7 protein-coding genes are annotated in these 12,436 nt (G+C 72.2%); 3 read left to right on the plus strand and 4 right to left on the minus strand.

Annotated features, from left to right (window positions below):
• Nucleotides 1-121 precede the first annotated feature (121 nt).
• Nucleotides 122-5,710 carry a carboxyl transferase domain-containing protein gene (locus tag ABIA38_RS14130; protein WP_424638937.1) on the minus strand — a complete coding sequence of 1,863 codons (5,589 nt, stop codon included), beginning with the start codon at nucleotides 5,708-5,710 and terminating at the stop codon, nucleotides 122-124.
• A gap of 548 nt (nucleotides 5,711-6,258) precedes the next feature.
• Here ABIA38_RS14130 and ABIA38_RS14135 point away from each other — a divergent pair.
• The 3 genes from ABIA38_RS14135 to ABIA38_RS14145 are packed head-to-tail and all read left to right on the plus strand — an operon-like array spanning nucleotide 6,259 to nucleotide 9,279.
• Nucleotides 6,259-6,600: an acyl carrier protein gene (locus ABIA38_RS14135; RefSeq protein ID WP_424638983.1), complete on the plus strand. Its 342-nt coding sequence runs from the start codon at nucleotides 6,259-6,261 to the stop codon at nucleotides 6,598-6,600.
• 1 nt (nucleotide 6,601) lies between these two features.
• Complete coding sequence (locus ABIA38_RS14140) at nucleotides 6,602-7,846, plus strand: beta-ketoacyl-[acyl-carrier-protein] synthase family protein (protein WP_424638938.1); 1,245 nt, start codon at nucleotides 6,602-6,604, stop codon at nucleotides 7,844-7,846.
• Nucleotides 7,843-9,279, plus strand: a complete 1,437-nt coding sequence (locus ABIA38_RS14145) for a hypothetical protein (RefSeq protein ID WP_424638939.1) — start codon at nucleotides 7,843-7,845, stop codon at nucleotides 9,277-9,279. The genes ABIA38_RS14140 and ABIA38_RS14145 overlap by 4 nt, the downstream gene beginning before the upstream one ends.
• Nucleotides 9,280-9,694: 415 nt before the next feature.
• Here ABIA38_RS14145 and ABIA38_RS14150 read toward each other — a convergent pair whose 3' ends face one another.
• From ABIA38_RS14150 to ABIA38_RS14160, 3 genes are all read right to left on the minus strand, one after another.
• Complete coding sequence (locus ABIA38_RS14150; RefSeq protein WP_424638940.1) at nucleotides 9,695-10,069, minus strand: chaplin; 375 nt, start codon at nucleotides 10,067-10,069, stop codon at nucleotides 9,695-9,697.
• 134 nt (nucleotides 10,070-10,203) lie between these two features.
• Nucleotides 10,204-11,529 (minus strand): FAD-dependent monooxygenase, encoded by a 1,326-nt coding sequence (locus tag ABIA38_RS14155; protein WP_424638941.1) that lies wholly within the window; start codon nucleotides 11,527-11,529, stop codon nucleotides 10,204-10,206.
• 123 nt (nucleotides 11,530-11,652) lie between these two features.
• Nucleotides 11,653-12,345, minus strand: a complete 693-nt coding sequence (locus ABIA38_RS14160; RefSeq protein WP_424638942.1) for an alpha/beta fold hydrolase — start codon at nucleotides 12,343-12,345, stop codon at nucleotides 11,653-11,655.
• Between the last annotated feature and the right edge of the window lie 91 nt (nucleotides 12,346-12,436).

The following is a 12,436-nucleotide window of genomic DNA, read 5'->3' on the forward strand; positions in this document are numbered from 1 at the left end:
CATCCTGGATGCCGAGCCGAGGGCCCGGACGCGACCACACCCCACGAAACCCCCCACGATCGTCGCGATTTCGGGCATCGTCGCTGCTCACCGCCCATCTCGGCGATTCTGCGAATCACCCCTACGGACGCACTCCGGATTGCTGCGTTCGGGCGGTCGCGGGCGATCCGCCGGCCGGATCGACCGGCAGCGCGCGCTCGATGGCCTCGATGATCCGCGGCCGAAGCTCCGCCGCCGCGATCACCGCGTCGACCGAACCCACCTCCACCGCACGGCGGATGTCGTGTACGCGGTCGAACTCCGCGGCGACCTCGCCGAGTTTCTCCGCGCGGACCGTCGCGCGCAGTTCGTCGAGCTCGGCGGTCAACGCGACGCGGTCGGCGCCCGTGGCCGCCGCGGCGCGGGCCTCGAGCGCGCAGACCCGGGGATCGGCGGCGGTACGGGCGCCGACGTCCCCGGCGAAGACCACCGCGGCGGCCGGCGCGCCGCCGAGCACCGAGGCGAACGAGCCCTCCACCGCGAGCACCGTCATGTTCGGGTTGAGTGCCTTGGAGAAGACCACGAACGCGCCGCCGTGGTAGCGCGAGATCACGCAGAACACGATCGGGCCGGTGAAGTTGACGATCGCCCGGCCGATCTCCGCGCCGTATTCGAGTTGCAGCTTGCGCATCGACTCGGGAGAGCCGTCGAAGCCGGACAGGTTCGCCAGCACCACCAGCGGCCGGTTGCCCGACGCCGCGTTGATCGCCCGCGCGGCCTTCTTCGACGACTGCGGGAACAACGTGCCGGCGGTGTAGGCGGCCGGCCCGTCGGTGGGCGGGAAGCCGTGCCGCGGCACGGCGCGGGACTCGATGCCGAGCAGGCACACCGGCATGCCGCCCAGGTGCACGTCCTGCACCGCGGCGGTCTCCGCGTCGGCCATCCCCGCCCAGCGCTCCAACACCGGGTGGTCCTGGTCGGACAACGCCCGCATCACGGTCCGGATGTCGAACGGCTTCTTGCGGTCCGGGTTGTGTGTCGCGGAGAAGATCTCGCCGACGGTGGCGAAGTCGCTGCCCTCCACCACGTGCGGGAACGTCGACACGTCCCGGTCGACCGGGTCGCTCGTACTCGTCCGGCGCGGCCCCGACTCGCCGGGCACGACATAGGTGTGGTCGTAGTGCGCCATCAACACGTCCCGCGCCGCGGCCAGGTTCGGCGCCCAGTACTGCGCCTGGCCGTTGGGGCCCATCACCCGGTCGTAGCCGCCGATGCCGAAGTTGTCCTCGGCCGAGACACCGCCGGAGAAGTCGAGCGCATGCTTGCCGGTGAGCACCATCGCCGAATCCGGCGTCATCACCAGGATGCCCCTGGTGTGCATCAACATCGTCGCCTCGGCGTTCCAGTACGGCTGGGCGCCGACATTGATCCCCGCGACCACGATGTTGATCTCGCCGCCGTCCTGGGTGAACGTGACGATCCGCTTGAGCACCGCGGCCACCCAGTCCATGTTCTCGGTGCCCGACTCCATCGAGATCCGCGCACCGGAGGACAACGCGTACCACTCCACCGGCACCCGCATACGCTCGGCGAGGTCGAGCGCGGCGATCACCCGGCGGCACTCCGGCTCCGAGAGCGCGCCCAGCGACTTCGTCGGATCGCCCAGCAGCACCACCCGCTCGACACCCTGCGGGTGGCGCGGGGTGGCCGTGCTCACCACACCCGCCACGATCGCCGCCGTATTGCCGCCCCGGGGCCGATCCACCGGGACCAGCACGTGCCCCTCGTCGAGGTCGTACTCGACGAAGTCGCCGAGCAGACGAGTCAACTCGTACGGGTACACGGTGTTGCGGCCGCTCGCGCGCAACACCTTGCGTCGATAGTCGTCGACCGGCTCCACCGGCTCGTCCGAACGCTCCCCGATGGCCAGTTCGGTGCCGCCCGAGGCGTCGAAGCACACCCGCACCGCGATCTTGGCCGGCTCACCGGTGTGCCGGTCGCGCCGGCGGGCGATGAACAGGATCTCCTCCAATCCGGCGCCCTCGGCCGTCGGCAGCACCCGCCCGGCGATCGTCTCCAGTTCCGCGCGCGTGATCTCGCTCGGCGGCCAGACGTAGACCACGATGCGATTGGTGTCGGCCCGCCTGGCGCTCGGCCGCCGCGCCTGGGCGCGGCGGATCGAGTCCAGGCACGTGGCGACGACATTCTCCGCGGTCGGCAGGGCCACCAACCGGCCCTCGTGGTCGCGCAGTTCGGTCAGATCACGCACCTGGGCGAAGGCGACCAGGCGATCGTCCGACGGATTCTCCCGGGCCACACACCGGAACAGGTAGACCTCCTCGTCCGAGGACGGCAACCGGGTCAGGTCGAACCTGCTCAGCCGCTCCAACTGCATGCGCTGCGCGATGTACGGGTGCAGCCCGCGGATCAACCGCTCCTCGACCATCCCGCCGTCGACCGGGCGGAAGGTGAAGTGGTGGTGCATCACCGCGCCGCCGCGGCCCGCCACCGTCGCGGTGAGTCGGCGCACCCGATCCGGCAGCGGGTACACGTCCACCACCTCGAGCAGCGCGGCCGCCATCGTGTCGGAGTCCACCGGCTGCTTCTCCCAGGCGAGATAGACGTCGGCCTCCACCGCCGCCTCCCCGTTCGCCAGTTCCGCCAGCCCACGCAGCGCGTTGCCCAACTCGTCGAACCGCACCGCCGCGGAGACCAGGCGCGAGCCCGCGCGCTCGGCGACCACGAACGGGCAACCCGCGATCTCGCGGCTGCGCACCTCGGTGAGGCTCTTGTTGCCGTAGTACCGCCGGGTCAGCACCTCCAACATGGTCGCGTTGTCCAGGTCGTCGCGATCGAGCCGACGGCCGAGCAGCCGTACCAGGGGCTCGGTGCTGCGCACCATCTCGGCCATGCGCTCGGCCCGGTCCGGCGCGTCCGGGTACCTGTCCAGATGGCGCAGATGCCTGCGCACACCGGCATAGACCCGGGCGCGGTTGCGCCGCAACAACGGCTGCGCGAACCACGCGAACACCAGACCGCGCGCGAGATCGGCGACCACCGGAAAGCGCACCTGCGTCGCCGCCACCAGCCGCTCCAGGGCCAGGCCGACGGGCTCGCGCAGCGTCGCGTCCGGCGGCGCCTCCCGCAACCACACCCGCAGCAGCGCGGCGACCACCCCGGCGTCGGCGGCGGCGCGCTGCCGGCCCAGGAAGATCCGGAACACCGCGGCCTCGAGCTCGGCAGAGGGCTCCGCCGCGCAAGCCCTGTAGTGCGCGAGCGCCTTCGCGAGTTTGGCCCGGAAGGTCTCGGGCAGCCCGGCCCGTTCGACGTCGAGGCTTTGCAGATAGGTGTGGAAGTGCTCCCGGGCGCTGCGCCGGTGGCCGTCGCCGCCCTCCTCGCCCGCCGGGCGATTGCGGCCCAGTTCGGCGAGGTCGGTGAACAGGTCGACGAGTTCGATCTCCTCGGCCAGCGGCCGCTCGTGACCGTCCGCGACGGCCGCCCGGCGGGCCGCGAGGTAGTCGTCCAGGACGCGGCCCTCGTCGTGCGGGTCGACGTCGAAGCCGAGCAGCAGGCTGCGCAGATCCTCCCGGCCGCGCAACACCCGATCGCCGACCGGGACCGTCCCGGGTCCGGCGGGCAGATCCAACTCGACGCACGCGCCGGTCGAGCCGTCCCCGGTGTCGGCGTCGTCGCCGCCGAGCGGTTCCAGGCGCAACAACGGCGCGCCGGTCTCGACCTGGCTGCCCACCGACACCGAACATTCCTTGAGCCGGGCCTTGAACGGTGCGCGCAGCACCGTCTCCATCTTCATGCTCTCCAGCACCAGGACCGGTGCGCCGGCCTCGACCTCGGCGCCGATCTCGAGCGGGGTGGCGACGACCAGCGCCGGCGCGGGGGAGCGGACCACGCCGCCCTCGTCGCGGCCCACCCGATGGGTCACCCCGTCGATCTCGACCAGGTGGGTGGGTCCGTGGGTGGCGGCGAGCAGGCGGTGGGCGGCGCCGTTGACCACGATGCGACCGGTGTGCCGGTCGAAGCGCTCCAACTCGACGTCGGCGGTGCGCACCGCGTCGCCGGCACCCGCGGCGGCACCGGCTTCGATGCCGACCCGGAAGCGGTGCGCGCCGACGCGGGCCACGCGCACCCGGTAACCGGCGCCGCGCAGCTTCAGGTCCAGCGGCCGGCCGCTCTCGTGCCGCACCTGCGGGCGGCCGCCGGAGGCCGTGGCCAACAGCCGCCGGCGTTCCGCGCGTTCCTCCTCCTCGTAGGCCTCGATCGCGGCGGCGGCCAGCGCGACCGCCGAGTGCCGGTGCGAGATCAACCGGCCCTCGCCGCGCACCCGATCGATCCAGCCGGTGTCGGCGCTGCCGTCGATCACCTCGGGCTGGTCCAGCAGATCCAGGACGAAGCTCTTGTTGGTCGCGCCGCCCTCGATGATCACCGTGGTGTCGGCCAGCGCCCGACGCAACCGGCCCAACGCCTCGTCGCGGTCGCGGCCGTGGGCGATGATCTTGGCGATCATCGAGTCGAAGTCGGCCGGGATGGTGTCGCCCTCGGCGACCCCGGTGTCCACCCGGATGCCCGGCCCGGCGGGCAGGTCCAGACGGGCGATCCGGCCGGGGGAGGGGGCGAAGTCGCGGTCGGGATCCTCGGCGTTCAGGCGCGCCTCGACGGCATGCCCGCGCTCGACCGGCGGCGCCCCCTCCAGGCGGGCGCCCGCGGCGATCCGCAACTGCGCCTTGACCAGGTCGAACCCGGTCGTGCACTCGGTGATCGGATGCTCCACCTGCAACCGGGTGTTGACCTCCAGGAACGCGAACAGCCGATCACCCATGTGGTACAGGAACTCCACGGTGGCCGCGCCGCGATAGCCCACCGCCAGCGCCAACCGCTCCGCCGCCGCCTTGAGTTCGGCCACCTGCCCCGCATCCAGGACCGGGGAGGCCGACTCCTCGACCACCTTCTGATTGCGGCGCTGCACCGAACAGTCGCGCACGCCGAGCGCCCACGCGGTGCCCGCGCCGTCGGCGATCACCTGCACCTCGACGTGCCGGGCCCCGGTGAGCAGCCGCTCCAGGAACACCACACCGCTGCCGAACGCCCGCGCCGCCTCCTGACTCGTGCGCTCGAAGGCGTCCACCAACTCGGCATCGCCGGTCACCACCCGGATGCCGCGCCCGCCGCCACCGGCGGTCGCCTTGAGCATCAACGGATAGCCGATCTCCGCCGCCGAGGCCAGCGCCGCGTCCAGCGTCTCGACCGCGCCGCGACTCCACGGCGCCACCGGTACACCCACCTCCTCCGCGATCAGCTTCGAGCCGATCTTGTCGCCGAGTTTGCGCATCGCCTCCGCGCCCGGGCCGACGAATACGACGCCGACCTCCTCGCACAACTCGGCGAACGCCGGATCCTCGGCGACGAAACCCCAGCCGACCCACGCGGCGTCCGCGCCGGTCGCCACCAGCGCCCGCTCCAGGGCCTTCAGGTCCAGGTACGGGCGCGCGGACGCCGGCCCCAGGTCGTAGGACAGATCCGCCTCGCGCACGAAGGTGGCCGCCCGGTCGACGTCCGTGTACAGGGCGACGGTCTCGATCCGGGCACCGGTCTCCGCGGCCAGTTCCCGGACGGCGTGGATGAGCCGCATCGCGGCCTCTCCACGGTTGACGATGGCGACACGACTGAACACCCGACCGAACCCTCCTGCAGACCGACGATGTGTGCGCCGCGCCACGACGGTTCCGGCGTGACGGCCTTTCGGCCACCGGCCGCAGCCGTGTCGCAGACGGCGCACGCTACCGGGCGCGGGCCCTGGCAAAACACCACGAACCGCTGCGTGTTCGCACCCGACCGGGGCGGATCGGCAGGAATCGGGGTCCGGCTCGTGATGACCGCCTGTTCGGCCGTCGCCCGTTCGGCGCAGGAGCACTGCTCCACTCGTTCGCGTCGGGCAACCGGGCACGCCGGTGGACGCGTTGGGGGCGGGCCGGTTGACCGCGAAGACTCCGGGAGGGCACGCCACGTCGTCGTCGTGCGTGCGCGCCGCCCGGGATCTGCGTACTTGCGGGTGAACATCGAGGCCCGCTCCGGATGCTGTTCCCGACCCATCACCCCAGGTGGCGGGCGGTTCGGCGGCGTGCGGGCGGCCCGGCGGGCGTTTTGTGCCAGATCGCGCCACCGATACACAGGACGTTCGATCGCATACCCGATCGGGGTGGTACGGCGATGCGCCGCCGGGTGTGCGCGATCCGACCGAGCAGGAAGGCATTCCCCTTGTACGCGATGCTGTGTGAGTTGCTGGTCGAGGAGTTCGGCATCGACGCCGCGGATATCGTTCCCGAAGCGACGTTCGAATCGGTGGGGATGGACTCGCTGTCGATGGCAGAGCTGGTGATCATCGTCGCGGATCGAACGGGCAAGGATTTCGGCGCGCTCGGCACCCTGGGCCAGAACGCCACCCTGCTCGAGGCCGCGGCGGTGTTCGAGGCCGACGTACCGGCCGAACCGCTCGTCCCGGCCATCCCGGACCCCACGGCCTCGTCCGACACACCCGAACCCGCCGCCGCGGCCGTTGCCTCCGTCCCGGCCCCCGCCCCGGTCCTTGCCTCGTCCTCGGACAACTGACGTGGCGACCTCCGAGGTCGCGGTCACCGGTCTGGGGCTGGTCACCGCCGGCGGGATCGGGGTCGAAGCCACGTGGCGGACCTTGGGTACCGGCATCTCCACGGCCCGCCGCGACCCGGTACTCGCCGACCTGCCCGTGGACATCTCCTGCGCCGTCCCCGGCTTCGACGGGGACGCCCGGCTGGGCCGACGGTTGTCCCGCCGCATGGACCGGACCGCGCAGATGAGTGTCGTCGCCGCCCGCGAGGCCCTGGCCGACGCCGCCCTGGACCCGCGCACCTGGGATCCCACCCGCGTCGGGGTGATCATCGGCTCGGGCGGCCCGAGCATGCAATCCCTGACGGAAGCCATGACCAAGCTGGCCGCGGGTTGCGCCGGCTCCATCTCACCGGCCGCGCTGCCCCGCTCCCTGCCGAACGACCCCGGCATCGAGGTCGCCCTCGATCTGGGCGCCCAGGGCGCCAACTTCGCCCCCGCCGCCGGTTGCGCGTCCGGGGCCACCGCGCTGGGCGTCGCCCGCGACCTGTTGCGCGCCGGCACCCTGGACATCGTCTTCGCCGGCGGCGCCGAATCGATGCGCGACCGGCTCACCGCTGTGTGCTTCGCCCAGTTGGGCGCCCTGTCCACCCGCCCCGGCGACCCGGACCGGGCCGGTCGGCCGTTCGACGCCGACCGCGACGGATTCGTGCTGGGCGAGGGTATCGGCATCCTGGTCCTGGAGCGCCTGGACCACGCGCGCGCCCGCCGGGCCCGCGTTCGCGCTCTGCTGTCCGGCTACGGATCCGCGAACGACGCCTACCACGCCACCACGCCGCACCCCGACGGCCGCGGCGCGTGCCTCGCCACCCGCGCGGCCCTGGCCGACGCGGGCTGGAGCCCGAGCGACGTCGACCACGTCAACACCCACGGCACCGGCACGGTCCGCAACGATGCCGCCGAAGCCCGTTTCCTCGCCGCCACGTTCGAGCGTTGCCCACCGATCACCGCGATCAAGAGCATTCTGGGCCACGCCGGTGGTGCGGGCGGCGCGATCGAGGCGGCGGTGACCGTCCTGACCCTCGAACACGGCAGCATCCCGCCCACCGCCAATCACCGAAGCACCGACCCCGGGACGGACCTGGACGTGGTTGCCAAGACCCCCCGCCGACCCGCCCGTCTGCACACCGCGATCTCCACCTCGGTCGCGTTCGGCGGCCAGAACGCCGTCCTGGCCTTTCGCGCAACAACCTCAAGGACTCCCGCATGACCGAAACCCGAGCGGAATCCATGTCCGCGCAATCCGCCGTACCCACCTCCGGCCGACGGCTGGAGGAGTTGGACTGGTGGCGTTCGTGCCGCATTCGAGTCATCGACCCCGCTCCGGAACTGTCGGGCGTGCTGCGGTCGTTCCTGGCCGACCTGACGGCGGCATTCGAGCGCGGCGGGCACCGGATGATCCCGCAGGGGGAATACGAGAGCAGGCTCGATGTGGTCCTGGTGGGCGTGTCGGTGCCCGACGGCCCCGGCCCGCTCGCCGACCGGATCGTGGAGGAATCGACGCCGCTGATGATCAGGGTCCGCAAGGAGCAGGGTCGGCAGGGCACGGTGGGGCGACTGGTCGCGGTGGCGGAAGTGCCCGAGCGGATGGGCGAGATGTCGCACCCCGAGGTGGTGCGCGTCGCGCGGATCCTGATGGCCAGGGTGGGTGTGTTCACCGTCGTGTTCATCACCCCCGGTGCCCGGCCCGGGGAGGTCGCCGAGGCGACGTTGTGCACGATGGAGGGCGGACACCCCACCGAGACCGAGAACATCGCCCAGGGCATCTGCGATCGCCTGATCGCCGCGGCCTGCGCGCACGAAGTGGCCGGGCGCCACGATGTGGTGCCCGGCGCGATCACCGCGGAGGCGTGGGCCGCCGCCCGGACACCGCGGAGCCTGGCGGCGGCCGGGACCCGGATGGGCGAGTTGGGGCTGCTGCCGGCCCCGCACGCGGTGCACGACTTCGTATCGCCCCGGCTGACCCGCACCTACCTGAGGTACCTCAACCTCCAGGGCTTCAGCGAGGGCATGCTCTTCGCCTTCGACCCCGACCTCGACGCACTCGTGGTCACCGCGTCCGGACGCTGGGGTGTCGACAAGCGCGACCTCTCGCCCGGCGACCTCGTGGCCGTCGACCATCGGCTCGACCAGGGCCGGGTGCGCGTCCTGGCCCCCGAGGGCACGCAGCCCATGGCACCGTCCGTGGAGGCGTGGGAGGTCTGCGCGCTCTTCGAGGCGGCGCCCACCGTACGGATCGGCCGCAACGCGGCGGGCCGTTGGCAATGGGACCCGAACGGCACCCGCGAGGTGCCGGCCATCCGGGCGGGCCTGCACGCGCACGTGGGGGTCTCGTACGCCGACCCGGCCCTGATCGAGAGCATCCCGCCGGACCGGGACCACTATCCGTACGGATTCGGCTGCGGGACGGACCTGATGATCGACGTCGCGCGCAACACCCTGGCCGCCTCGCGCGCCCTGCACGACCCCGCGGACCGGCGCCGATACGTGCGCTGGCCGATGCTCTACCACGGCGAGATGGCCCTCGAACTGTGGGGACCCGACCAGCCCGACGAGTCGCTGCGCGGGCTCCTGGACCTCTTCGACCCGCAGGCGCTGGGAGCCGTGCACTTCCACCCGGACCACATCGACCAGCCCTGCTGAGCACCGCCAACAGACGAAACGTCGGCCCCGACCATCGCGTGATGGTCGGGGCCGACGTTTCGTCCGGTGCGGTCACGGCCGGTCCCGGTTTTGGCCCCGGCCCCGGTCCCGGCCCCGAGTCCGAGCCGGGTGAACCATGTTCTGCTCCGCGCCTCGGAGTTCGCGGTGCCGGCGGTGTCGGCGGCGGAGCAGTTCGACCGGTTCGTCGTTCGGGCATGCCGATGGCGCGACGGTCCGCCGGGGACTCCGTGTACCGGTCCCGCGGCGGATCCGTGCGCGTGCGCGTTCGTGCTTTCGCGTGCGGGGCGGTACCGGTGGTGCCATCGGGCGCGGGCCGCCCCATGCTCCGGCGTCGTCGCAAGGCGGCGACACCGGAGCGGGTTTCGGGTTCCCGGGGCTCGGTTTTGACGAGGTGTCAGATCCCCAGACGCTCGAGGAGCGAGCGGTGGCCGTCGTCGTGCTGGTGGGTACCGTGGGGGTGGCCCTGCGGGCGGTGACCCTCGTGCCCGTAGTCGTCGTCGTGGCCTTCGTTGCCCATCTGGTTGTCGGTCTCGGTGATCTGGCATTTGTTGCCGAACGCCGTGTTGAGCGCAGACAGCGCGTTGCCGGCGTCGCTGCATCCGATGGCCGGGGTGTGGAACGGAGACTGGCCGATGTTGCCAGAGGCGACGCCCGAGGACTGCAACGAGGTGGCGTCGGCCTCGGAACTTGCGCTCGCTGCACCCGTGCCTGCCACTAGGAGGGCGGCGGTACCGGCAGCCAAGACACTGGCCTTCTTGAACGAGTTCACGACAATCTCCCGCATAGCACAGCATCCGCGCCGCCCGATGCGACGCGCACTCCTCTCAACGAGGCGATTCGACTCCGGCAACCACCCCCGCACCGGTTCACTCGAATGACCCACTGATCCTGCGGGCCGGTTGGCTACGCCCTCGTCCCCGGTGGTGGTGTGGTGAGTTCGTCGGCGTTCGCAGCGGAGGGTCCGCTCGCTGCCGGGCCGCGCGGATCCGGGGCCTGGGGCGGGATCGTCCACGACGGGTGGGTGTTGACCTGTGTCACCGAGGCGCCGGCCAGTTCCTTGTAGCCGTTCGCGATCCGTTCGGCCCGGCCGGTGGGCAGGGGTCCGCCGTGCTCGGCGGCGCGCGCGATGATCTCTTCCGGTCCCAGGTCCCGGTTGGCCAGGACGATCGGGTTGACCGCCGGTCGGCGCATCCGGTCGTAGCGGTCCAGCGCGGCGACGGGGTCGTGGTCCCGGGCCAGGCACCAGGCGAGGACGCGGGCGTCGACGATGGACTGCGATCCGCCGTTCATGCCCATCGGGAACATCGGGTGTGCGGCGTCGCCGAGCAGCGTGACGCGTCCGAAACTCCAACGCGGCAGCGGGTCGCGGTCGAGCATCGGATATTCGAGGATCGTCGAGGAACGTTCGACCAGCGCCACCGGGTCGATCCACGGCAGGCTCCAGTCGGCCAGGCCGGCACGGGCCTGCGCCGCCGTGACGCGGCGGTGCGAACGATCCAGGGGTTCGGCGGACCGCCCGTGCCGTACCTCCAGCACCCAGTTCAGCAGCGCCGCGCCGCCCGGGGTCGCCGGGTCCTCGATCGGATAGGCGACGAACTTCGCCCCGGGGGTGCCGCCGGCCACCACGATCGAACGGCCGTCGAGGATGTGCGGGTATCGGGCGACCCCGCGCCACATGTGCACGCCGTTCCAGTGCGAGGTGCCCTCGTCGGGGTGGAGCCGGGCGCGGACCACCGAGTCGATGCCGTCGGAGCCGACCAGCACGTCGGCGTCCTGCACGGTCGGTGTGCCGCTCGTCCGGTCCAGGAAATGGGCCCGAACGCCGTCCCGCGTCCGCTCGAAGCGTTCGAACAGCAGGCCGGTACGGACGGCGTCCGGCCCCAGGCGCTCGCGCACCGCCGCCAGCAACATGACGTGCAGCCGGCCGCGGTGCACCGAATATTGCGGCCACCGGTAGCCGGCCGCCAGTCCGAGCGGCTCCTCCCACACCGGCTCACCCGCCCGGTCGTGGTAGCCCAGCCGACGCGGGGGTACCGCGATGGCGGCCAACTCGTCGGCCAGGCCGAGTTCGGTGAGCTCCCGAACGGCGTGCGGCAGCAGGTTGATCCCCACACCCACCGCCTCGATCGTCTGCGCCGCCTCGCTCACCCGCGGCCGAAACCCGGCGGCGTGCAGACTCAGTGCGCACGTCAACCCGGCGATCCCACCACCCACGATGGTGACCCTCATCCGCCCGTTCCCCGCCTTTCGCCGCCGCTGTCATGGAAGTTCATCCGCAGGAGCCCGGCCGAGACGCCGACCGGGCCGTGGCAGGCCGGTACGGCGGGCGGCCGGGGATGCGCGTGCGTCGGATCAGGAGCCGGCGGCCTGCTTGATCAGATCGGCGACGGCGGCGGGTTGCGAGACGTAGATCGCGTGACTGCCCGCCACCTCGACCGTCGTCGCGCCGATCCGTTCGGCCATGGCGTGTTGCGCGGGCGGCGGGATCATCCGGTCCTCGGACGTGATCAGATACCAGGACGGCTTCGTCCGCCAGGCCGGGGTGGCCACCGAGCCACCGAGCGCCGCCAGGCCCCAGGGCACCTGCGAGTCGGCCAGGAACCGGGCCTGGGCGAGCGGCAGATCGCCGGCGAAGGACTCGGGGAACTTCTCCCGGTCCAGGAGCAGGAAGCCGTCGACCGGCGGCAGGATCGGCGGCACCGGCGCGCCGGGCGGCGGGTCGGCGATCAGGGTGTTCACCGACTCGCTCTGGTCCGGGGCGAACGCGGCGATGTACACCAGCGCCGTCACCTTGTCGTGGTTGCCCGCCTCGGTGATCACCGCGCCGCCGTACGAGTGGCCGACCAGCGTGACCGGTCCCGGCTGCGCGTCGATCACCCGCCGGGTGACGATCACGTCGTCGTCCAGGGACAAGGTGGGGTTCTGCACGACGGCCACGTGGTACCCGTCCTCGGTCAGGGCCTCGTACACCCCCTGCCAGCCGGCGCCGTCCACGAAGCCGCCGTGGACGAGGACGACGTTCCCGCGCGATGCGTTGTCGCTCATCGTTGTGTTCCTCCCGAGTCCCCCGGGGCCGGCGACGCTGCTGACCCGGCCCGTGACACCGACCCTAGGAACGCGAACGGCATTGCTGCTT

Source organism: Embleya sp. AB8 (assembly GCF_049739465.1).
In the GTDB taxonomy this organism is placed as follows: domain Bacteria; phylum Actinomycetota; class Actinomycetes; order Streptomycetales; family Streptomycetaceae; genus Embleya.